The organism is Acetivibrio mesophilus, assembly GCF_004102745.1.
Taxonomy (GTDB): Bacteria; Bacillota; Clostridia; order Acetivibrionales; family Acetivibrionaceae; genus Hungateiclostridium; species Hungateiclostridium mesophilum.
On sequence record NZ_RLII01000010.1, the window covers coordinates 76,627 to 102,118 of the forward strand.

A 25,492-nucleotide genomic window follows, 5' to 3' on the forward strand; every position below is an offset into this window, starting at 1 on the left:
CCAAACGTTATCCATTGATTTTGAATAAAGTCAATTAATTTTGGAAAACTAACTCTAAAAATGTTTTTGAGGAGATAATGACAATGGATAATAAGGATAATGTGGTTATTAAGGAATTGAATTCTTTTCTTGAAGGAAATTACATGGCGGTACACGGGTATGAAAGGTATATACAGCATGTAAAAGACCAGAATGTGAAAAAGGAGCTTCAGAGGATTCAACAGGAGCACAAGCAAAATTCAGCACTGATTGCTGAGAGGATTCAAAACTTAGGGGGAGTTCCGGTGGATGGGCCCGGCTTTATGGGCAGTATGGCTGAGACTATGAATAAGCTTAAGGGAACTTCCGACGATACCGCGTTTATTCTAAAGGATGCTGCGGAGAGTGAGAATAAAGGCATAAAAATGGGCGAAGAAGTTGTTAGAGGAGACTTGGATACTGAAAGCCGTAAGATTGTTGAGAAGGTTCTGGATGTAAACCGACAGCATGTATCACAGCTCAATAATCTTCTTCAGTAATGAGGTGTATTATATATTTTGTGTTTAATATACCTTATATTGCTTTAAAAATCGGGTATCTGTGAGGAGAACTACTTGATGAGAATAGACAGCTTTTTGAAACTGGTGGAGATTAGGACGAAGATTGCCAGCATGGTGCCGCTCATGCTCGGTACGGTATACGCAATATACCGTTTTGATACATTCAACATTAAAAACTTTGCATTGCTGTTTATATCACTTCTGTCCTTTGATATGGTGACAACAGCTGTTAATAACTACTTTGATTATAAAAGAGCAGCAAAGAAACAGGGATATAATTACGAAGAGCATAATGCAATAGTGCGGGATAAGCTTGGTGAACCACTGGTAATTATGGTTATACTGCTTCTTTCGTGTATAGCGGTATTGTTTGGAATATTACTTTATATCAATACAAATATTATTGTACTATTGGTGGGGGTATTATCCTTTGCTGTCGGGATTGCTTATTCCTTTGGCCCCCTGCCAATTTCCAGAATGCCACTGGGAGAAGTTGTTTCGGGCTTTTTTATGGGCTTTGTAATAGTATTTCTTTCTGTATTTGTACATATTTATGATCGGGATATTGTCTTGTTTGCCCTTGAGGGACAGTCAATTCTCTTGCGGCTAAATGCTGTAGAGGTATTATCTATTTTTGCTTTCTCAATTCCGGCCGTCTGCGGAATTGCAAATATTATGCTTGCAAATAATATATGTGATATGGAGGATGATATAGAAAACGGGCGATATACACTGCCGATTTATATAGGGAAGCAAAAAGCTCTCTGGCTATTTGAAGCTCTCTATTACATTGCTTTTATTGATATAATACTACTTGTAATTTTCAGGATTGTGCCTTTGACATTGTTGTTGGTATTGCTTGTCTTTGTACCCATAAAGAAGAATATAGGCCTTTTTAGAAAGACGCAGACAAAGAAAGACACCTTTGAGCTTGCGGTCAAAAACTTTATTATAATGTGCGGATCTCAACTGCTATTACTCGCTGTTTCGACGATTGGATTCTTTGTAAATTTACTTTAACTTATATTCTGATTCAAACTTATAATCCTATTCTAATTAATAAATTTACTTTAACTTATAGTTTGACTCAAACTTATAATCCTATTCTAATCAATAATTTTACTTTAACTTAGACTTATAGTAAAACTTCAACTTGCATCTAAATTCAAACTTGTATTCTTATTCTAAGGATTATATATTTATATTTTAGGCAATAATTTTTTATAGAGGATTTTTTGGGATGAATGTCGAATAAATAATTTGGTAATTTTATTTGCACATTGAAAACGTGGCGAAAGGATTGTTATTATTGAATTGGATTGATAGACTGGAACGTAAATACAGCCGCTTTGCTATTAAGAATCTAACAAAATACTTGATAATCGGTACTGCCTTTGTTTTTGTTTTAAGTCTTTTTAATGATTTTAGATACATTGCATCTTTGTTTACCTTGCAGCCTTCTTTGGTGATGAAAGGGCAGATATGGAGGTTAATAACCTTTATTTTTGTGCCTTTTGTGGGAAACTTCTGGGTAATTTTTGTGTTATATATTTTCTATACATTCGGCACGGCTCTTGAACGCTACTGGGGAAGCTTCAGGTTCAATCTCTACTACTTTATTGGCGTTGTGGCAGCAATTGCAGCTGCATTTTTGGGTGAATTCTGGGGTGGCAGGGTAACTTCGGAGTTTCTATACATGTCTGTTTTCCTGGCTTTTGCCTATCTTAACCCAAACTTTGAGCTTCTTTTGTTTTTCATAATTCCGGTCAAGGTTAAGTATCTTGCATGGTTCGATATTATCTTTACAGTCCTGTCCATCATTTTCAGACCGGAGACACGAATTATCGCTTTATTGTCCTTCACAAGTTTCATAGTATTCTTTGGAAAGGAGGTTTTTGAACAGTACTTGTCTCCAAACATAAAAAAACTTGACAGAAAGCGCAGACGCAGAAAATTTAAGGTGATTGCAGCTTCTGTTAAGACTCCGGAGATAATCTACACTTGTTGCATATGCGGCAGAACATCAAAGGAACATCCTGATCTAAAGTTTGCGTACTGTTTTAAATGCGGTAGTGATTATGAATATTGTCAGGAGCATCTGACAAATCATGAACATATCCTTAGACACTGATTTTTCGACTTACTTTACACCAAAAATCATGTCCAATTCATTTGATGCAACATTTAGTTTATTAATAAAATGTTTACAATTCTTTAATTGACAAATTAATATTTTTTATAATAGAATTAAAATTGTTAAAGCTAATTGTTGTTATTCTAGATTGTTTTAATAATGCTAAAAGTTATCATCGTTGCCGAAAACTATTAATTTTTATTGCTGTTTACTATGAATATTCGTTCCAATTTATAGATATAGTTACAGAGGGAGTAACGTTTTATATTCAACATGATGATAAAACAACCCGGTTTTCTTTGGAGATTCGTGATACTCTACATCTTGCATTGATGGCATAGGTGTGGAGTATTATTAGCGCTTGATTCACATTTATTAATTTACTGCCCGGAAAGGAGCGGATTTGATGAAACAAGATATATTCCCTCGAAACAATGTGTTTAGGATTGACAGTCCTAATGTATTGATCGCAGAGACGCCTGTGAAATACAGGGTCGAGGAGATATACCTTGATGGTAAACTAAAAAAAGCGGAGGATGTTGATGAAGAAGAGAAGAGCTATGGAATTTTTATGCACTCCCTTGTGCTTAGCAACTATGCTGAGGTAATGAATGTTAATAACAAGAGATTAGACATTATTCAAGATGAGAGGGAGAAAGCAATTTTCTACTATACAGAAGAAAAAGGCTTTGACAAGAGCCTTATTGAGAGTATAGTTCCTAAAGTTGAAGCCTTTACCTTTGAAGAAAAAAGCCTAAAAGTGTCCACCCACATAATAAACGAAAAAATGCGTATAGTTTCAAGAGGCACACCGGAGGAGCTAATGAAAAGGTGTTCATATATACTTTTAGATTCAAAGTTTGTAAAAAAGACCCGGACCATTTATAAGGAAGTTAATAGAGTGCTAAATGACATGATAAAGAGATGCTGTACGGTATATGCACTGGCAATTAAGGATGTAACAAAAGCCAATATAATTGCGAATGTTGATGCTTATGTCAATGGTATGACTCTCGTAGCCCTTATTGGAATGTGCCGTGCCTAAGAAGGCTTGGATATATGCGCCAATTCTTAACAGTGATATTGTGAAGGTGGTCTATATCTGCTATAATTTTAATATTGTATTATATAGCAAAAATGACTTTAAACAGTAAGCTATATGATTGCATTAATTCACCATATTATGTAATAAGCATTAGGAGGATATTATGTGGACTAGAGAGTATCTGAAAACGAGGGCAAAAGCTGTTTTGCGAGTGTCTTACTGGAAGGCTTTTTTGGTTAGTATTATTTTGGGAATAGCAGGTGCAAATGGCGGCGGAGGCGGAGGCGGAGGCGGCGGCTCCGGAGATTACAGTGGATATTCATCTTCTGGAGAAATGATTGCGGCGATAATTTTTATTTTAGTAGTTGTAGCTATAGTTATGGCATTAGCTTTGGCATTTCGAGTTTTTCTCGGTTATCCTCTCGAAGTTGGAGGAAGGCGTTTTTTTGTACAGAACGCACAACTAGAGGGTATGAGCAGTGAAGAATTGGGAGTTTTGGGTTACGCGTTCAACAAGGAAAGATACATGGATATAATAAAGGCCATGCTTTATAAAGGAGTTATGAATTTTCTGTGGTATTTGCTTCTCATAATTCCAGGTATAGTGAAAAAATATTCTTATATGATGGTACCGTATATCCTATCCGACAACCCGAATATCGGGTATAAGCGTGCTTTGGAATTAAGCGAACAGATGACTTATGGCCATAAATTTAATATTTTTATATTGGAGTTATCATTCATCGGATGGTATCTGTTGGGTTTATTGGCTTGCTGTATAGGTATAATATTTGTAACTCCTTATGTGGATGCTACAATGGCTGAGCTATACTTGGTGCTTCGTCGGCAAGCAATTGAGAAGAATCTGTGTACCTGCGAAGAATTAATGCTGGATTCAATATTACATGATGACGGAATTAGTGAGTATTAATACTATATGTACATATGTTTGCAATTTGCATTAAGAAATGTGCTTTCAAAAGTTAAACGGGTTTTATCCACTGCCCGTTTAACTTTTTGTAATATACACTAGGTGTCAGTTACGTGAATGCTGCCCGGAGTTTTGAGTTTACCTGCAGCATAAATAATTGCAGATAAGGATGGCATGGGTATGTTTGAAATAATACTGCTTCTTGTTAAGGTTGTTTTTACTTTGGTTATATACCTGTTTATTTTTGGGGTAATACGATTAATTTATCTTGATATTAAATCCATGAGCATCAGCAAAACCGATAACGTGGGTTTTTATCCGTACCTTAAGCTCATAAACCAACGGGAGATGTTGGACTTTAAGGTTGAGGAAAATTATACCCTCCGAAAAAGTGTGATTATCGGGCGCAATGATAAGAATGATATAGTAATAAAGGACCCGTTTATTTCAGGGATTCATGCATATATTATGGCTGAAGGAGAGTCAGTCCGTATAAAGGATATGGGAAGTAAGAATGGAACGTTTGTTAACGGCGTAAGACTTAATGAAGGAGAAATAATTCCATTAAAAGATGGCGATAACATTAAGATCGGACATGTGAAATTCCTGTTTGTTTCGATTGGCAAATGAGGTGTATTCTAATGCTTGGAGCAATAACATACCGCCGACCTTTAAACTTAATAGCCGCATTTAATATTATTGGGTATCTATTCCTGTTCTTTAGCGATGAACCCTATAACTGGATGACCTTGGCGGTGGGAGGAGCGGCAACTTTTATCATATGTTCTGCATGTTTAATAATCATTAAAAGGAATCATGGGGATGAATATCTTATCTTGATAGTATCTATGCTATTGAGTGTCGGATTGATGATGATTTACCGCCTTGACGAAAGGTTGGGGCTAAAGCAGTTGGTGTGGATAGCAGTAGGCCTGGGACTGTTTTTTGCTTTTTATCATATATATATTAAAGTCGACAAATGGGATAGATTTGCCTATGTATATATAGCCCTGTCTGCTGTTTTGTACCTTGTTACATTGGTTTTGGGAAGGAATATAAACGGTGCAGTAAACTGGATAGTAATTGGCGGCTTTTCGTTTCAACCGTCGGAGCTGTGTAAAATTCTGTTTGTTTTTTTCTTGGCGTCCTATTTTAAAAATCCGGATAATTTATTTTTAGAAAAATATATACAAGATAAAAGGTTAAGAGTTCTTTTAAATAAAGTATTGCTAATGCTTGTTGCTTATTGCAACATAGGCTTTCTTGTTCTTCAAAGGGAGCTTGGGACAGCTCTTTTGCTGTTTTTAACTTTTCTTCTTGTTCTCTATGTTTTTAGCAAGGATTTGAAGCTGTTTTTGTTAAATTCTGCCTTCATAGTTCCCGGCGTGATTTTTGGATATTTTATGTTTTATCATTTGAGGGTCAGAGTGGATGCCTGGCTCAATCCATGGGCAGATATTACAAATAAAGGCTACCAGATAGCCCAGTCCTTGTTTGCCATTGCCTCCGGCGGATTTTTCGGTACGGGAATAGGCATGGGCAGGCCGGATATGGTGCCGGCAGTGAGTACCGACTTTATTTTTTCCGCGATATGCGAGGAGATGGGGATTTTTGGCGGAGTTGCAGTGGTTCTTTTATGCATGCTCTTTACCTACAGGGGAATAAAAATAGTACTTGGCTTGAAGGATAGGTTTAAAAAGATATTGGGTTTGGGAATTGTGACGATGATTGGATTGCAAACCTTTATTATCATTGGTGGAGTCATAAAGCTTATTCCGTTGACAGGAATAACGCTTCCCTTTGTAAGCTATGGAGGAAGTTCCCTTATAACGAGCTTTATTGCATTGGGGATTCTTCAGGCAATATCAAACCCGAAATTTGATAGAGCGGGCGGTGAGGCTAATGGATGAAAATAGAAAGATTATTCAGGTGCTAATTGCAATATGCTCCCTCTTTTTTATTATAGTGGGCTATCTTACTTATATTCAATTGTTTAGAAGTCGGGATTTTATGGCCAATACCTACAACAGAAGACAATACAAAATAGAGGAGAATACGTCAAGGGGCAATATATATGACAGGAACGGGGTACTGCTTGCTTACAGTAAATTGGAAGGGGAGGAACAGGAGAGGATTTATCCTTATGGGGCTCTGTACAGCCAGGTAATCGGTTATAGCTCAAAAGTGTATGGCAAGTCGCAGATTGAAGCCGCTTACAATAATGAGTTATTGGGAATTGATGATCTTAGCCAGGTATTTGGAATGGTTAGCGGCTCCAACTATCCTACCCGAAAGGGAAACAATCTTTATCTGACCATTGATCATAAGCTTCAGGCCCTTGGGGGAGAGCTTCTTAATGGGCGAAAGGGAGCTGTGGTGGCTATGGACCCCAAGACTGGAGAAATCCTTGCTTTGGTAAGTAGCCCGAATTTTGACCCCGGAGCGAAAAAGCTGGAGGAAAACTGGCAGAGTATGGTTGAATCCGAGGATGCTCCTTTTCTTTGCCGGGCTGCTCAAGGTCTGTATGCACCGGGCTCAACTTTTAAAATACTGATTACAGCTGCAGCTATTGAGAACGGCATGGAAAATGAAGTGTTTGAGGACAACGGTTCTATAATTATCGATGAAAGAGAAATTAGAAACTCAGAAAGCAAAGCTTATGGAAAGATAGATTTGAAAAAGGCCCTTGCATTATCAAGCAATGTGGTATATGCCCACCTAGGTACGGAGCTTGGTATGGGAAGCTTTATGGATATAACCAATCGTACGGGATTTGAAAAGGAAATTCCTTTTGATATTCCAATGAGCAAAAGCCGATTCCCGTATGAAAGCATGGATAAAACAGACTTGGCCGAGGCGGCTATAGGACAGGGAAAGGTTCTGGTAACTCCCCTTCACATGGCAATGATTACATCGGGAGTTGCCAATGGAGGTATCATGATGGAACCAGTGCTGGTTAAAAGCATTGCACATGCTGAAGGTAAATCGAACAAAGAACTAAAAGCTGATAAGCTGGGTAGGATAATGGAATCGGATGTAGCTGAGAAAATCAGAGTAATGATGCAGGAGGTTGTGGCTTCCGGTACAGGACATAATGCAGCAATTAAGGGAATTAGTGTTGCCGGCAAGACGGGAACCGCGGAAAACGAGCTGTCGGTGAAAAAGAAGGCGAAGGAGCATTCGTGGTTTGTGGGCTTTGCTCCTGCGGAAGACCCGAAAATTGCTGTGGCTGTCATTGTTGAGTATGGAGGCTCCGGCAGTGAGGCTGCAGTGCCCATAGCAAAGAGGATAATGAGTCAATACCTTTCACAATGATTGCAGTAAAAATAAAATATTTATTCTTGATTTTTCCTTTGAAAAAATATACAATAATCACAGAACAATTGTTCTGTGATTATTGATGTATTGGTGAGGGAGAATGAAGAAAATTAGTGATATACCTAAGTTTGAGAGACCAAGGGAAAAGCTGTTTGAAAGGGGTGTCAGGTCGCTTTCGGATTTGGAACTGCTTGCAGTTTTGATTGGAAGCGGTACAAAAGACTGTAATGTAATGACTGTTGCCAGCCGGATATTGAAGGTTCTGGACAAAGGCTGTGACAGGGTCAGTGCCAAAGAGCTTCAGGAAATTGAGGGAGTTGGCCCGGCAAAGGCGTCGGTTATTGCTGCAGCTCTTGAGTTTGCAAGACGCAGAATTAGACCGGAGGGCATTAAAATATCTTCTCCTTCGGATATATTGCCTCTGATTTCATATATGTCCAACCGCAAGCAGGAGCACTTTATTTGCGTGTCATTAAGTGGAGCAAGCGAAGTTATTGCCACAAGGGTTGTATCGGTTGGACTAGTAAACAAGGTGCAGGTGCACCCTAGGGAGGTATTTGCTGACCCCATAACCGACAGGGCAACGGCAGTCATAGTGGCGCATAATCACCCGTCAGGTTCTCTGTCGCCAAGCGAGGAGGATATAGAGGTGACAAAGCTCCTAAAAGAGGCTGGAGATACCCTGGGTATAACGCTCACAGATCATATAATTTTCAGCCGCAAGGGCTATTTTAGCTTCCTTGAGAATGGACAAATGCCCAACTAATATAGATAGACGTAGCTGATGGCCTATTATTTTAGATATATGGGGGTAAGAGATTTGAAGCAAATTAAAGGGGACGATGCATCCAAATTGCTCAAGCCAATTAAGAGAAGCCGGGCAAGACTTGTACTGGGAAGATTGTGGTACACGTATTCTAGGTGTTTTGACTGGTATTTCGGGGATAAGAAGTATTGCAGAAAAAGGAGCACCGAGCTTTTGGATTATTCCGTATTTACCCATAGAACACCTCTTTTAAGGAAGTTAAAGGATGTGGACATGTGGATGCAACACAACAAGATTATTAATTTACGGATAGCGGCAGAACGGCTGGACGGTATTATAATAAACCCCGGTGAAACCTTTTCCTACTGGAAGCTTATAGGAAGACCAACGGCCAATAAGGGCTATGTCGATGGAATGGTTCTTTTCAACGGGGGCTTTAAGCCCGGTATTGGAGGCGGTCTGTGTCAATTGTCCAATCTTATTTACTGGATGACGCTGCATACCCCCTTGACGGTTACCGAAAGACACAGGCACAGCTATGATGTTTTTCCGGATTCGGACAGGAAGCTTCCCTTTGGAAGCGGTGCCACCTGCGTATATAATTACAGGGACCTTCAGATTTTTAATGGTACAGACTGTCCTTTTCAGTTGAAGGTCTTCTTGGACGAAACCCATCTGAACGGAGAGTGGAGAGCTGCGGAAAAACTTGGAGTAACTTATGAGGTATACGAAAAAAAACACAGTATAACCCATGAATATTGGGGCGGATATATAAGACACAATGAAATTCGAAGGCGCGTTTATAACATGGAAAGGGAGCTAATTGAGGATGAATATGTAACTGAAAATCATGCACTGATGATGTATCAGCCCTTTATAGAGTATAAACCGGATGAAAAAATCAAAAATAAAGAGAGCTCATGATGATCTGCGCGCCAGCTGATATAAATCTCTACACACCTGTAAACAATCTTTCGACTGCCTACAAGCATTGCAAAACCCATACCAACCTTTGCTCGACTATCAGAGATACCTTAGAAACCCATTACAATCTTTCGACTGTAATAGACCTCCAGCATGTAATGTTGCTCTCACAGGGATTACTACACAAGTTGGATTACCACAAAAGTCAGTAAGCTAATGAAAGCAAAGTTAATGCCTGCGGAACCTATGATAATCTTAGCTCGAGTATTATATATCCCTTGCGACCACATTATAGTACCTATTGGAAACAATCAAAACTATCTGAAAATCACCAATTATTTTTACTATAATATAGCCTTTGAGGACATATAATATTCTTCCCTCCGGCTAATACCAAGCTTTAAGAAACCTGTCATTAACCTTTGGCCGACCATTATAAAGCCGATTTAAAGACCTTATAAGGATCTTGGCTCAACCATCATGAACCCTACGCTAATTATTATGAACCGTTTTTGAATATAAATTCATGGTAAAATGTAGAAACTTATGTTGGCGTTATTTTTGGTTCAGTTCATCATAATTGACAAACGGTTCAGGCATAGGAGGATTGCTGCTTTGCGTTCCGGCTTTTCTTTTCTTTAAGACAATCAAAATTATGGCTGTTATAGCCATTACTGTGATAAGTGCAAATATAGCAAAGATGATTAGCACTCTTTTTATAGTAAGTTTTGTTGAAACTCTTTGGATATTGTCTTTGGCATCTTTATAATCGGGATTGAGCTCAACACTCTTATTGAATGCTTCCAATGCCTTGTCAAGTTTACCCTGACCTTCCAAAGCGAGCCCTTTAATATTATAGATAGTGTAATCAGCTATGTCTAACTTGATGGACTCGTTACAAGACTCAAGAGCTTCATTATATCTGGATAATTCTAATAAAGCGACGCCTTTGTTACCATATCCCTTTGTATTATTAGGATCTGCTTCAATAGCTTTATTAGCATATTCTAGAGCTTCTTCAAATTTTTCAAGCCCAATCAATGCAAATGCTTTATTTGAATAAGTAACAGAAAAAATAATTGGATTTTTTAACGGTAATTCCAGAGCTTTATCTAAATTTGTTAGAGCTTCTTCATACATTCCTTTTTTAGATAGAGAACCTCCAATATTTGTGTATGCCTGAACACAAAGGTTAATGTCTTTAGGATCTAACTCAATGGCTCTTTTGGACGCTTCTATCGATTCGTCAAGTCTATCAAGAAAGAATAATGAAGTGCCTTTTGCAGCGTAAGCTGAGCCAAGAGTCGGATCAATTTCAATAGCCTTGTCACTGAATACAAGAGATTCATCAAACCGGTTTAGCATGTTTAGAGCAAAGGCTTTGTTGGCATATGCAAGACTGTTTTGGGGATCTAACTCGATGGCTTTTTCAGTAGCTTCAAGGGCTTCTTCGTAATTATGTAGAGAAAGTAATGCTACTGACTTGTTTGAAAGGATGAGTGATTCATGTACGGGATTTTGTGCAATGTTTAATTCTAAAGCTTTGTTGCAGTAATCAAGGGCTTCTTCGTATTTTCCTAAATTTACTAGATAATTAGATTTATTAATGTATGCCTCAGGCATGTTGGGACTAATTTCGATAGCTTTGTCGCACCAATTGAGAGCTTCGTCATAATTACCCAAAAAAGAATATGCCACGCTTATGGCTATATATGCGTCGATATTATCGCTAGAAAGCTCTAGAGATTTATTACCTACTTCGATGGCTTCTTCGGGTTTGTTTAGCCAAGCCAAAGCATAAGCTTTGTTGGAGTATGCAACGGAAAGGGTATATTTATTATTGGGATTCATGGCAATTACTTTGTCTGATACATCTAGAGCTTCTTCATACTTTTTCATCAGTATAAAAATAGATCCTTTTATTGTGTAACCAGTAGGTTCGTTGGGAGATATCTCAATGTATTTGTTACAGGTTTCAAGAGCTTCTTCGAGTTTGTTGGTGAACATCAGACATACAGATTTGTTTATATAGGCATCTTTAAAGTTGGGTAGTAATTCTATTGAACGATTGTAGCATTCGATTGCTTCGTTGTATCTTTCCAGATTGTACAAAGCGAGTCCCTTATTGTAGTAAAGCTCGGGAATATTAGTATCCAGTTCAATGCCCTTATTGTAACTTTGGATTGCTTCCTCAAATTTTCCGGATTCAAACAAAGTATTTCCTTCATCAAAATATTGCAAGGCTGAGGCGGCATGCGATATAAAGGTTGGGAAGGTAAGAGAAATCAGCAAAATACTGATTGTGATTATTAATTTTACTGTAGTTTTCATAATATACTCCTTTACTACTTTAGTATTTTACGGCTAATTATACCATAAGTGGGGATTTGCAATCAATGCAGTTTGGAGTATATTTATTTGAGATGCTTCCTGTAAAGGTATGCTGTAAGAATACTGAAAAATTAATATAAAAATCAAGTTTTGCATTGACCAATATAATGTTTTATGTTATAAATTCTAAATAGTTACATAATGTTTTAATTATTTTACATAGATGCTTAGATTTTGTAAACAGTCTCGCATTATATGATAATTAATTATTTTTACAAATAGGGGGAAATCACATTGAATAAGTGGGAAATTATTAAGAAAACAATATCAATCTGTCTTATTTTATCCATAACACTTTCGGTTTTTATTAGTCCAGATGTAGTTCAGGCATTGAGTCAAGAAATGAATGTAGAACTACCTCAAGCTGCTGAGGACAAAGCAATTGAATTGGTATATAGTACACCTTCGGGGATTGTTGTTCCAACTCCAATGGAGAGTGGGATGTCGACAGTGACAGCATCACCTGCAGTTACACCTACACAAGAAATATCGCCGTCGCCAACTCAAACACTGTTATTTACTCCTATGCCATTATTGTCTCCATTACCATCACCGGAGTTTACTTCTACGCCATTTCCATCGCCTTTACCATTTCCATCTCCGGAATTTACTTCTACGTCAACACCAGACCCAGATTCAACTCCAACTCCAACAGTTTCACCTACTCCATTGGATGTGGAGGCACCATCAAAACCGGAATGTATAATCAGTACGGATAGAACTGACACAACTATTTCTTTGTCGTGGAGTCAGTCGACTGACAATGTTGGTGTAAAGGGTTACTATATATACAGAGACGGAGTAAAACTAAATGTTGATGTTACAGAACCGTATTTTACTGATGAAGGGTTAACCGAGAATACTACATATAAGTATTGTGTAACAGCTTACGATGAAGCAGGCAATGAATCGGAGAGAAGTACGGAACTTGTAGTTATGACCCTTGCGAATAATATTACGGAGCTAAATGCTGTTGTAAATGAGGATGGAAGTATATTGGTTTCGTGGAATCAAGTAGCAAGAGCTGCGGGGTATGAATTAATTATAGATGAATTTGAATCTAAATATATCAATGAGACAAGTTATTTGCATACAGGTCTTTTACAAAATACACGTCATACATATAGAGTTAGAGTTAAGTTTGCTAGCAACAGTTATGGGGCATGGAGCGAGAAAAAGGTAGTTTTCAGCTTCCCGGGCAAGCCTATGGATGTAGATGCTGATATTATTGACGATAATTCTGCGAAGATATTCTGGAATGGAGTTCAGGGGATAAGCAAATATAACGTATATAGAAATGATGAATTGGTAGCGGCTGAAGTGACAGCGGTTGAGTTTACAGATACGGGTTTGACTGCGGGTACAGATTATGAATATGAGGTAAAGGCGATTTCCGGAGGAAGTGAATCTCTGGAGAGCCAAAGAGTAATTGTTAATACTGGTGCAGGAAGCATATCTGCAAATACGGTGTTGAATGAAAATAGGGTATATAAAAGCTTTAATTTAAAAAGCAGGATTATTAATTTAAATGTCTATAAGTGTAAAGTAGATGGTGACCTTATACAGATCGGAGGTACGTTGGATGTAAATGGAGGAAGGTTGGAGATAGCAGGAGACTATAGGATAAGCGAATATTCATACTTGGAGATGACAGAAGAGGATGATTACGTATTAGTAAGAGGGGATTTTGAGACAGAGAGCAAGCGTGAACATAAGGATAAATTAACAGCAGGGACAATGGAAGTGAAAGGTGATTTTACACAGGTAAGAAACACGTCGAGCTCGAACTCTAATTTTAAAGCGAGTGGAACGCATAGGGTTGTATTAAGTGGAGAAGAGCAACAGACAGTAAGCTTTTCAAGTGCAGATATATCGCAGTTTAACATATTAGAGAACAGAAACGCATCAGGTAAAGAACTAATATTTAAAAATCCATATAATGCAAAGACATTTATAAACAATACACCGGGGCTATCACCGATGACAGTATATTATCATGATTGGAATCTGACAGGGAATGAAGTAATAAATGGAGATTTGTATATAAAAGGACGCACGTTGAATCTTGCAGGAAAAACGCTAAAGGTAAATGGGGATTTGATACAAACCGGAGGTACATTGGACGTAAATGGAGGAAGGTTAGAGGTAGCAGGAGACTATAAAATAAGCGAATATTCATACTTGGAGATGACAGAAGAGGATGATTACGTATTAGTAAGAGGGGATTTTGAGACAGAGAGCAAGTGTGAACATAAGGATAAATTAACAGCAGGGACAATGGAAGTGAAAGGTGATTTTACACAGGTAAGAAACACGTCGAGCTCGAACTCTAATTTTAAAGCGAGTGGAACGCATAGGGTTGTATTAAGTGGAGAAGAGCAACAGACAGTAAGCTTTTCAAGTGCAGATATATCGCAGTTTAACATATTAGAGAACAGAAACGCATCAGGTAAAGAACTAATATTTAAAAATCCATATAATGCAAAGACATTTATAAACAATACATCGGGGCTATCACCGATGACAGTATATTATCATGATTGGAATCTGACAGGGAATGAAGTAATAAATGGAGATTTGTATATAAAAGGACGCACGTTGAATCTTGCAGGAAAGGCTCTAAAGGTAAATGGAAATTTAATACAGACAGGAGGCACATTAGATATAAATGGAGGGGTTTTGGAAGTAACAGGGAATTACACAATGGGCGGAAGAGCATATTTGGAAATGACACAAGAGGATGATTACATATTAGTAGGAGGGAATTTTGAAACAAAAAGCAGTTATAGTCATGAAGGAAAGTTGACAGCAGGAACAATAGAGGTGAAAGGGAATTTTGCACAAAAAGTTGGTAATAACTCTAATTTTAAAGCGAGTGGAACCCATAAGGTAATATTAAGTGGAAGTGAAGTGCAAAATATATATTTTGACAAAATAGCTTATTCCAAAATTAATATCCTTATCATAACCAAACCACTGAGTGAAGGGTACACATATAATGTGCGAGAGATATACGATTCCAAAACAAAAACATACTACTACGAACTACCATGGAAAAACCTAATTGAACAATTTGACCCAAACCCCCAACCGGGTACAATGATATCAAAAGCATCCCTTGAACCTGCAAGGAAAGGACTGGGACTTGCTGAGGTAAATGCAAAACTATACGCCTTTGGAGGAAGCTCTCCTGATCCGAAAAGCAAAGGTACTACTATATACCTTGACACAGTATCGGAATATGACCCTGTAAAAAACAGCTGGACAGAGTATGCACCGGGTTCATCACCCAATCCAAATAAAAAGATGCGTGAGCCAAAATCAAATATGGCTGTAGCTGCAACCGACAACAGAATCTATGTGGTTGGTGGATTTAATGGCTTTAATTACCTTAATACTGTAGAAGTATATAATCCATCAATAGCTGAATTTGATAATTCCATAGCTTTTCCTGCGATTAGCGAGGCAAAAAGCGGAGCAGGAGCTGTGGTAATTGGAAACAAACTATATGTTATCGGTGGTTATAATGGCTTAAAATACAGTGATACGGTTGAAGTGTGCGACCTGTCGGCGGACAACCCGCAGTGGACTGGTAAACCAAAAACTTCAAATTGGATGACTCCAAGGGCAGACTTTGGTATAGCAACCTATGGAGGTAAAATATATGTATTTGGTGGACGTGGTGAAAGCGGATATCTATCATCTATCCAAGAATATGACCCAGAAACAAATACATGGAAAACAATGAGCGCAAAACTGACAGAAGCAAGGTCAGAGCTTAAAGCATTGACAATGAGCGGAAAGATATACATTTTAGGAGGTACCAACAATAGAGCTTCAGACATCGTTGAGGAATTTGACCCTTATGAAAAAATCATAAAGAAATTGCCTCGTCTTAGCAGAGCAAAGAGTTCGTTTGGAGCAGTTGTGGCATACAACAAAATCTATATAGTGGGAGGTACAGATGGGTATAATGTTCTGAGCGAAGTCCACGAATATTTTACACAGGTAATACCGGGGTTGACATACCTCGATGGCTTAAATGGTCTTGAGAGCAATAGTGGCATCTTTGATCTCAATGGTGTTAACAACGTTTCCGGAAGTTATTCTACTCAGGTAGAGGACTTCAGTATCGATAGTCCTGCAATGACTGTTAGCATTACGAGGACATACAACTCAAACAGCATAAAAGTGGTTAATGGAACAGTTCAGGAGGATGGTTGGAGCTTTAATTTCGAATCTTCAATCAGTGAAAAGAGTGATGGTATTTATAAGAGAGTAACGGCGTCAGCTCTTAACTTAAGACAGGAGCCTCCCAATATTGAACAGCTTACTTATTTAGATCCAATGCAATGGCGTATAATAAAGAGCCTTGCCTATGGAAGCATTGTAGAATTTGAAGGTTATACACTAGGAAATAAATGGATAAAGGTAAAGACTATTGATGGACTGCATACTGGTTGGGTGTGTACTGACTATATTGAAGATGCTGATGGTATGGAGGTAACTTATCCATCAGGAGCAAAAGCAATATTTAGACCCACTGGAAATGGTAAATACCTTCCGCCTCCAGGGATATACGATGAACTGCGGGATTTAGGCAACAATGTATTCAGGCTTACAACCAAAGAAGATCAAATAACCTACGAGTATCATGACGGCAACCTTGTAAAGATGATTGATAGGTATGGCAATATAATCAAATACCATTACGAAGATGGAAAGTTAAAGAAATTATATGATTGTGAGCCGAACAATGAAAGCAATTCAATAGGAAGAGTACTTACCTTTAACTATGATGGTAATAAATTGAGAAGCGTACAGGATAATTCCGGAAGGACAGTGACTTATACATATGATAAAAATGGAATGCTGGAAGCAGTAAAAGACCTTAACGGCTATACTACAAAATATTTGTACTACAATGCTGATGACGAGATTGAAGGGCAGAGATATAAGCTAAAAACGGTTTCAAAAATAAATGATTCGGGTGAAGAAGTTAAAATTCTTACAAATGTATATGATGGCTATGGACGTATGTACAAGCAATATGATACTGAAGGAAGGCCCACATACTATCTTTATACGGATTTGATTTGCGATGAAAAGGGAGAACAGCCTACAGATAAAAATGAGGTTGCACGCACCGTTTTTGATAAAAGAGGTAAAATATCAAAAGAGATATATAACATTAACTTTGCAGGAAAGCCTCTAAAGACAATCGATGCAAAAGGCAGGGAGACAACCTATAAGTATGAAATTAAGCATGATACCGGTATAATTGACATTACAAACTTCACATATAATGATTTGAAAAAAAGCCCGGCATATGATGATATTCGAAATAAAAATCTGCCGGAGATAGTTACAGCAACATTTAATGAAAGCACGACTAAAGTGGAGAAAGATGGAGATGGCAATATTATATTGATAACTTACCCGGACAATTCCACAAGAAAGTATAGCTATTATGAAAATGGGGACCTAATGTATGAAATTGACCAGATGAATCAACAGACATTTTATATGTATGAAAACTATGAGCCATACCAGGAAAAGGGGATTACAAAATACAGAAGCAGACTGACAAGAATTGTAAAGCCAGTGGAATCCGGAGTGGTATATACAAGTACAAAACTGCCGACAGATAGTGTGCTTAAAGCAGGAGATGCCGTAACTCGCTATAAATATGTTACCGGTTACAATAAAATAAAGGGATGTTTGATAGAAAAAATAACATATCCAAACGGTACATGGACTACATACAAATATAACAACAACGGAAATTTATTGGCAACAAGCGATAAAATAGACCTTACTGTGTCTAACGATATTGATGCTGCTTATAAATATGAATACGATAATTGCTTTAGAGTAAGTTCGGTGTCAAGTCCGATAGGATATAAAACAGAATATCGCTACAACAACACAAACCAGATAACCCATACCATAAAGAAAGACTTGGTTGGAGAAACGGTTAGTATTCACAGGACTTATTATGATTATGACGGCAGGAAGAAGAAAGAAGTTAATCCTGTAATGTATAACAGCTTGTATGATACAGGGAAAGACTACATTGGAACAGCATCTATGGTTTATGAATATGATGTATATGGAAGAGTAACCAAGCTTACAAACAATGTTCAAGGCTTAAGCCTTTCAAGCACTATCACTAAATATGAATATGATGCAGAGGGAAATATTATTGGCAAGAAAAACTACAGTAAGGCTTCAACAGGCGCAGATGAGGTCTTAGAGTCCTATTACATTTATGAATATGATTCTCTGAACAGGCTGGAGGCTACTTATTTCAAGGACGATGATAGTCCTGATACAAGCGCAGTTAAGCTTGAGGAGTATATTTATGAAGATATATATGGTGACAATATTCGGAAATCAAAGAAGATATATAAACAGTATCTCAATGACGGCAAGTTTTCAAAAACCGAATATATTTATGACCATGTCGGAAGGGAAGTAGAGGTAATACATCCTGACGAGACTAATGTTATAAGTACAGTCACTACATATTATCCTGATGGAAATGTAAAGACTGTAAAAGACCCAAGGGGAAGCATCAGTCATTATACTTACAGGAATTACGACTCGAGCAGAAATTTATACTATGATGAAAAGTATACTCCTGTAGAAAAGCTTAACAGCAATAATTACGAAATATCTTATTCAAGGGTTAATTACGACAGAGCAGGAAGAAAAGTCGAAGAGATAAAGTATGTTGATCTGATTGCAGCTACACTAAATAGTGACGGTACATACAGCATGGGATCGGATGCTCTTGCCGGCAAGAAATACAACAGTATATCGTACTTATATTACAACGATAACAAGGTAAAACAAGAAAACAGTTCGAATGGCAAGAAAGTAGAGTATTTCTATGATGATGACGGCAATCTTATTGAAGAAAGGACAACCTTTGACAAGGATGTTTATGGACGCGATAGGAAAAGATCAGTTCTATACCTTGACTACAATGCCTACGGCAAACCGGAAAAAACTGCAGTATTGGTAAAGAACGAAGATATTTCAAGGGATATGGTATTAAATGGAGATAATGTTGTACCCTTTGAAAGATTGTTTCCTGTAAATAACCAAGGTATAACGGACTATGGCTCTTATGAATATCATGACAACTGTAGCGCAATTGTTACAACTTATACTGATTTTGATGCCCAGGGGAATGCCCGAAATATAACATACCCAAGTAACTTTACTGAGAAATATTCTTATGACAGTCTTGGAAGAGTAATAAAGAAGAGTATAACAATCAGGGATATGGAAAATCCGGAAAGTTCAGGGCGTTATAAGACCGTCGAGAACATTACAACTTACAACTGGGAAGGTAAAATTGTAAAAGCTGAGGTTCTGTCCAAGTACGAGAATATAGTTGAAAAGTTGAGCAGCACAGCGTATAAATATGATGGCAGAGGATTCATGGTAAAAACAACTACAGACGTTATGCTCAACAAATATGATGAGGTTAATAAAACCGTAAAGCAGGAGAAAGAAAGTGTAACTACCGCATATGAGTATGACACTGCAGGAAGATTGATAGCTGAGGTGTCGGCACAAAACTATATTGAAGCAAAGAAACCATCAGAGACAGGAAACCATGTAAAATATACCTACTATGACTCGGGAAGGTTGAAGGCAAAAAGCTTCGAGGGTATTACAAAAAAATACAATCCAACAACCAAAGCATTTGAGGATGTTGCCTCGAGCATTGTAATTGAAGCTTATGCTTATGATGAAAACGGCAATGTCACCAAAAAAGTGGACGGTGAAGCATATAACAAAGCAGGAGGTTCAATTGATAATGCTTATGGTATAGAGTATACATATAATCTTGCCAGTCAGGTAAAGACTGAAAAGGATCCTGAATTTACAAATGCCGGCGCTGGCAGGAACTTCAATAAGAAATATCTTTATGATGGAGTTGGAAGAGTGGTTCAGGAGTATTCAGCTTATGGCAAGGACTTAGTAGTTACGAAATATGACTCGACAACACCAGAGGTAGCTTCTTCAAAAGTAGGAGTATCAGGCCTTGGCTATGCGTTAACAAGATATGCTTATGATGATGCAAACAGAAAAGTTGACGTATATGTTTTGGAGGACATTGACAATCCTTTGGGAGAGGAAGTTAGGGTTAAAACTGAAATTTATGACTATGCAGGAAATATAAAAAGTATTACTGATGCCAAAGGAAATCGGACGGTCTACGAATACAATAATTCGGGTAATTTAAGGAGCGTAACCTATCCTTCTGATGAATCGATTGAATCGAACACAGTGGAATACAAATATGATTCCATGGGTAATGTCAAGAGTGAAAAGAACGGTCTTGATGTAATTAAGGAGTATGAGTACGATGAGCAGGGAAGATTACTCAGCAGCAAAATCTATGGCAGCAGTGGAATAAGGAATGAGACAACAACACGCTACGGCTATGATTTATTAGGTAATTTGGTATATGAAATCGATCCAAACGGTAATGTTACCAAACATCAGTATGATGAGCTTGGAAGAGTAATAAAAACAATAGTGAATAATAAGAAATTGGTCAACCCTGACACAAAGGAAGTAAGTACTTCAAGAGCATCACAGCACGAGGAATATATATGCTATGACAAAAATGGAAATGTTGTAAAAGAAGTAGAAGTAGTTAAGTCTATAGGAAAAACAACAAAATCATCTGTTAGAGTATATGCCTATAAATACGACAATATGGGAAGGCTTATTGAAAAAGTTGACCCGTCTGGCGCGGCAATAGAAAAAATCAACTACAATTTAAACAGTGCCCAGATTCAATCCTTTGACGGTGAAAACCATATCAAGGAATTTGAGTATAATAAAAATGGTATGCTTGTAACTACAAGGGATTACCATGATGGCAACGTTGTGCATGAATGGAAGCAGACATATGATGCGGCAGGCAATATTCTTACAAAAGATGACGGATGTGGAAATGAAACGGTGTATATTTACAATGGGTATGGTCAGTTAACTGAAGTCAAGCTGATGGAATATGACTCCGTAGGCAGTAACGGGCAAAAGAGGTTCAAGGACATAAAGACCCTGACCCGCTACAGCTATGATGCCAATGGCAATATGGAATCCCAAAGTTTCGAGGGAAAACCTGCTGTTGGATATGAGTACAATGCGATGAATCTTATAAAGAAAAAGATTTATCCGGGTACTGTTGATAATGCTGAAACTTATAGCTATTATAAAGATGGAACGTTAAAACAGAAAATTGACAGAAATAATGTAACCACAACATATCAGTATTATCCGCAGGGATGGCTGGCTGAAGAGAACGCAGTTAAGTCAGGAGATTATACAAAGAGAATCTATACATACGATAATAACGGAAATATGTTGGAGGCAACTGTTGAGACATCGAGAGGAACAGGAAACAGCGTAATCAGAACCTATGATGATTTAAACAGGGTAATAGCAAAAGCAGTAACTGGTGTAACAGGCAAAACGGTTTACGTATACGACATTATAACTGACTATGGAATGATTGCTGAGACAGCAATTGATCAGAAGTCAAATATGACCACAAAGGTTTACGATGCTGTGGGAAGACTTGAGTATGTAAAGGATGGAAGTGAAACTGCAGCCAATATTGCATACTATACTTATTATAAGAATGGTGCAAGAAAGAGTGTCGTATATAAAAATGGTGCCAAAGAAGAGTATGAATATTATGATGACGGACTTTTGAAAAAGCTTGTAAATACAATGTCCGGATACACAGAAACCTATGTGTATACTTATGACGCAAGTCATAACATCACATCAAAGGTGGATGGAAAGGGTAAAACAGTATATACTTATGATGCACAGAACAGGCTGAAGTCGGTAGACGAGAACTACATCAACAAGGTGACTGTGTATTCATATGATGCTGCGGGCAATAGAGAAAAGGAAGAAATACAGTTAAATGGTTCAATAGCCCAGACAAATACCTATCATTATAACGAATTGAACCGGCTTGAGCGTATTGTCATGGTGGGCCAGACCAATAAAACCGTTTCATATGGTTACGACAACAATGGCAACCAGATAAGCTGTTCGGATACTGGAACAATAAATGAATATGATGAATTTAATCAATTGATAAGCACAACCATTACTGGTGGCTCTACTGTTGAAAATATATACAATGCAGAAGGCTATAGGATAGGGAAAAAAGTTAACGGAACCTTGACAACCTATATATATGAGTACGATAAGGTAGTGCTTGAACTGGACGGCAGCGGAAACGCCAACCGCAACGTATATGGATCGAATCTGCTTATGCGTACTGTAGGGGAAGACAGCTATTACTATATGTACAATGGACATGCGGACGTAACAGCACTTATTAATGTTGCTACAGGAAAAGTAGATGCTACCTACTATTACGATGCATTCGGCAATATCCTTGAGTCAACCGGAAATGTAGATAACAACATAACTTATGCCGGATATCAGTACGATGAGGAGACAGGCTTGTATTACCTGAATGCGAGGATGTATGACCCGAAGATTGCAAGATTTTTGCAGGAGGATACATACACTGGTGATGTTAATGATCCGTTGAGTTTGAATTTATATACTTATTGTGCAAATAATCCAATAATTTATTGGGATAGAACAGGTAATGTTCCTGCATATGTGCAAATTGGTGAATTTATATATGAAACTAGTGATTTTACAAATGGTATTACTACAGTTACAGAACAAGAATTCTTTAGAAAGAATGGATATGGTTTGTTATTCGTAGCAGATGAAGATATGATAGTTATAGGAGAAGATGGGGAAAGAAGAATCAAAGTAAGAAAGCTTTGTCAAAAAATCGGAATAGAAGATACGATTAGCTATTGGACTGATGTTAACGGAAAAATGAATGTTGTTGTACGACCAGAAACGAAGAGTGCACCAATAAAGGTAAAAAGAGCTGAAAATGATGTTAATATTATTGCATATATCAATTTTACAGGGGATGCAGATAAAATAATGCCATCAACAGTAACATATTATATTAGCAATCTAGGTACACAATCTGTATATCCAAATGGTTACTCATATGCAGAAATTGCTGCTTATGGTATTCAATCTGTATGGAGTGGTAATTACTCTGTGGATGGAATGAATATTAATTTGACTACTACAGTTTATAGTAATAATTCAAGTCCAAATGGTGTAATACAGAATGTTCCTTTAGCTACTTTTTCTAATCAGCAGTATTTAAACATAGAGGTTAAAGATAAAATTGGAAGATCAAATCAGAATGATACAAATGTTTTTACTAATATATGGGATTTCTTGTTTGGAGATAAATATATGTCTGGTGACACTATATATGATAATTGGTCGATAACAAATCCTGGTAAGATAACGATTTATACAAAAACAAAATACAGTAACACAAAATATAATCCAAAAGACCCATCAACATATAAAGTATATAATAAAGAAGAACTAGCGAAAGTTGTTGCTCATGAGTTTGGACATAGTTTAGGATTAGGTGATGCATATGGAGAAAACGGTTATAGGTTTGCAGCTCCAGAATTCTATATTATGAAAAATGGAATTACTTTAAGTATACCTTCTGATGATATAATGAGAAATAGTTATGGAAGGGTTAGCGATGCAGATGTTACATTTATGTTAAAAGCATGGCAAATTAACGAGTTTCAACCTTTTCCTGAAACAACTAGTTTTAACTTTACACCTGGTAGCACTGTTTCTCAGAAATAAAACAAGGTAAAAGCTTCACTATTCGTTTTGAAAATTAAGAGGAGCATTCCTTATAATGAAAAAAAGTAGATTTTGAAAAAATATACCTAACTATAAAATTTGAAATGTGAGTTGCAATCATTCATGATTTTGAAGTGGTGCTATATATCTAAATGACTTGTTTCGAAAAAGAGTAAAAATTATGATTTAGTGAGTATGGAGTAAAAAAAACGAGAGATTATTGGGGAGGAAATATGAAGTGGATAAAAAAAAGATATTGTCGGGGCTAATTATTATATTTTTTATGATGATAGCTTCGCTTAATTGTATTGTAAGAGTATACAATTTAGCATCGTATAAGAATTTGATATATTTATTGATTAGAATCGGAGTAGTGTCATTGCTTTTTGGGGCAATTTTATTTGTTCTGAAAAAAGGTAGATATGTTATGATTTTTTCAGCGATATTTCTGATAATGCTGTTTATTTCGAACTCATTAAGTATATCGATTATCAATAAGCAACGACAAAGTGTTTTTGATAATGGTATTCGTATAGTTAATGCATTAAGTAGTTATTATAAAGACAATAATAAATATCCAGAGGATTTAAAAGAGTTAATGCCAAAGTATATTGATAGCATTCCCAAAATAAAAACTTCATATTATGAAGGGGAGTTTTTATATTATGTTAAGGATGAAGGAAAATCATATTATTTAGGTTTTGAACATTATTATTTTGATGGAAAAGGTTGGCTTGAATTAGAATAGTGAATTGAGTGAAAATGAATTTAATATTTTTGGAGAAATTCAAGATTTCTTTTATTTTTTAGCGTTAAAGTCTGTCCTGAAGATGAAAGGAGAATAGATCGAATAAATCATACTTTCTAGGGGATGAGTGTAGGCCTCTCGAAATCGGCATTTAGGTTCAGGTTTTAAACAGCCTGTTGGTGCTGCAGTCAAAAGCTGTGGTATTGAGCGTAACAGGAAAAGGCTGATGAATCAATCAAGTGCGTACCAAGAAGTTGAATGAAAATGAACAATCGAGGAAGCGTCGTTATTACGTAAATACAGTCGAAACCGGGTGTTTTTGACCACGCGGGATAAATCTGAAAGGAACCTGATTACTGTTCAGATGGCTGTCGGCGTAAAGATTGCAGGATCTTGGTACAGGCTCTTACAAGGAACAGGAGAAGTCTGTGCTCTAATGTAAAGTGAAAAATCAAAGCGAAGGAATGACAAGGATGAAAGTAGCGATGTAGAGCATAGATGCGGAAGAATTCGTAGTAGTGAAGAAGTTACTGTAATAGTAATGGAGTGAAGGGGTTCTGTTATAAGTAACCGTCAAATAGATCATCACATAGTAGAATTGTTACGCAGTTGATACAATCACTGTAGAAATAATTAAACGGGGTGATTGTATGGACATTCAAAAAGTAACATCTGAACAACAATTATCTAAGTGGGCGGAATTAATACAAAGCCGGCTTGAAAGTGGGCAAAGTATCAAAGAATTTTGCCTAATAAATGGAATAAGCAAAGCCACATACTATTATTGGCAGAAGAAAGTGAGTAAAGCAAAGTGTACAGTACTTGGAGGAGAAAAAGAATCTAAAACCGAAGTACCAAGCGGATGGATGCAGCTTGCACCGAAACCGGCACACTCCGCAAAAGCCACATTGGAAATTAAAATTAATG

Annotated in this window: 14 protein-coding genes; 13 read left to right on the top strand and 1 reads right to left on the bottom strand. The window is 37.2% G+C overall.

Annotated elements, in window-relative coordinates:
• The first annotated feature begins 83 nt into the window (after positions 1 to 83).
• From EFD62_RS09470 to EFD62_RS09515, 10 genes are all read left to right on the top strand, one after another.
• Complete coding sequence (locus EFD62_RS09470; RefSeq protein ID WP_069196042.1) at positions 84 to 518, top strand: ferritin-like domain-containing protein; 435 nt, start codon at positions 84 to 86, stop codon at positions 516 to 518.
• 78 nt (positions 519 to 596) lie between these two features.
• The gene (locus tag EFD62_RS09475) at positions 597 to 1,559 is read left to right on the top strand and encodes a 1,4-dihydroxy-2-naphthoate polyprenyltransferase (protein ID WP_128706028.1); all 963 of its coding nucleotides are present in this window, start codon (positions 597 to 599) and stop codon (positions 1,557 to 1,559) included.
• A gap of 289 nt (positions 1,560 to 1,848) precedes the next feature.
• Complete coding sequence (locus EFD62_RS09480; RefSeq protein ID WP_069196044.1) at positions 1,849 to 2,670, top strand: rhomboid family protein; 822 nt, start codon at positions 1,849 to 1,851, stop codon at positions 2,668 to 2,670.
• 409 nt (positions 2,671 to 3,079) lie between these two features.
• The gene (locus tag EFD62_RS09485; RefSeq protein ID WP_069196045.1) at positions 3,080 to 3,718 is read left to right on the top strand and encodes a hypothetical protein; all 639 of its coding nucleotides are present in this window, start codon (positions 3,080 to 3,082) and stop codon (positions 3,716 to 3,718) included.
• 163 nt (positions 3,719 to 3,881) lie between these two features.
• On the top strand, positions 3,882 to 4,649 hold the full coding sequence (locus tag EFD62_RS09490; RefSeq protein WP_069196046.1) for a DUF975 family protein: 768 nt from the start codon (positions 3,882 to 3,884) through the stop codon (positions 4,647 to 4,649).
• A 180-nt stretch (positions 4,650 to 4,829) separates the two neighbouring features.
• Positions 4,830 to 5,279, top strand: a complete 450-nt coding sequence (locus tag EFD62_RS09495; protein ID WP_069196047.1) for an FHA domain-containing protein — start codon at positions 4,830 to 4,832, stop codon at positions 5,277 to 5,279.
• A gap of 11 nt (positions 5,280 to 5,290) precedes the next feature.
• Positions 5,291 to 6,559 carry an FtsW/RodA/SpoVE family cell cycle protein gene (locus EFD62_RS09500; protein ID WP_069196048.1) on the top strand — a complete coding sequence of 423 codons (1,269 nt, stop codon included), beginning with the start codon at positions 5,291 to 5,293 and terminating at the stop codon, positions 6,557 to 6,559.
• The gene (locus EFD62_RS09505; RefSeq protein ID WP_069196049.1) at positions 6,552 to 7,964 is read left to right on the top strand and encodes a peptidoglycan D,D-transpeptidase FtsI family protein; all 1,413 of its coding nucleotides are present in this window, start codon (positions 6,552 to 6,554) and stop codon (positions 7,962 to 7,964) included. Before EFD62_RS09500 ends, EFD62_RS09505 begins: the two co-directional genes overlap by 8 nt.
• A gap of 103 nt (positions 7,965 to 8,067) precedes the next feature.
• Positions 8,068 to 8,733 (top strand): RadC family protein, encoded by a 666-nt coding sequence (gene radC, locus EFD62_RS09510; RefSeq protein ID WP_069196050.1) that lies wholly within the window; start codon positions 8,068 to 8,070, stop codon positions 8,731 to 8,733.
• Between the two features lie 54 nt (positions 8,734 to 8,787).
• Positions 8,788 to 9,657: a VanW family protein gene (locus tag EFD62_RS09515; RefSeq protein WP_235832616.1), complete on the top strand. Its 870-nt coding sequence runs from the start codon at positions 8,788 to 8,790 to the stop codon at positions 9,655 to 9,657.
• Positions 9,658 to 10,212: 555 nt separating this feature from the next.
• Here EFD62_RS09515 and EFD62_RS09525 read toward each other — a convergent pair.
• Positions 10,213 to 11,988: a tetratricopeptide repeat protein gene (locus EFD62_RS09525; RefSeq protein WP_069196051.1), complete on the bottom strand. Its 1,776-nt coding sequence runs from the start codon at positions 11,986 to 11,988 to the stop codon at positions 10,213 to 10,215.
• 294 nt (positions 11,989 to 12,282) lie between these two features.
• Between EFD62_RS09525 and EFD62_RS09540 the strand changes: the two genes are divergently transcribed.
• The 3 genes from EFD62_RS09540 to tnpA all read left to right on the top strand — a co-directional run.
• Positions 12,283 to 23,817 carry a Kelch repeat-containing protein gene (locus EFD62_RS09540; protein ID WP_235832617.1) on the top strand — a complete coding sequence of 3,845 codons (11,535 nt, stop codon included), beginning with the start codon at positions 12,283 to 12,285 and terminating at the stop codon, positions 23,815 to 23,817.
• Between the two features lie 238 nt (positions 23,818 to 24,055).
• Complete coding sequence (locus EFD62_RS09545; RefSeq protein WP_069196052.1) at positions 24,056 to 24,565, top strand: hypothetical protein; 510 nt, start codon at positions 24,056 to 24,058, stop codon at positions 24,563 to 24,565.
• 650 nt (positions 24,566 to 25,215) lie between these two features.
• On the top strand, positions 25,216 to 25,492 hold a 277-nt coding region (tnpA, locus tag EFD62_RS09550), incomplete at its 3' end, for an IS66 family insertion sequence element accessory protein TnpA (RefSeq protein ID WP_128706030.1).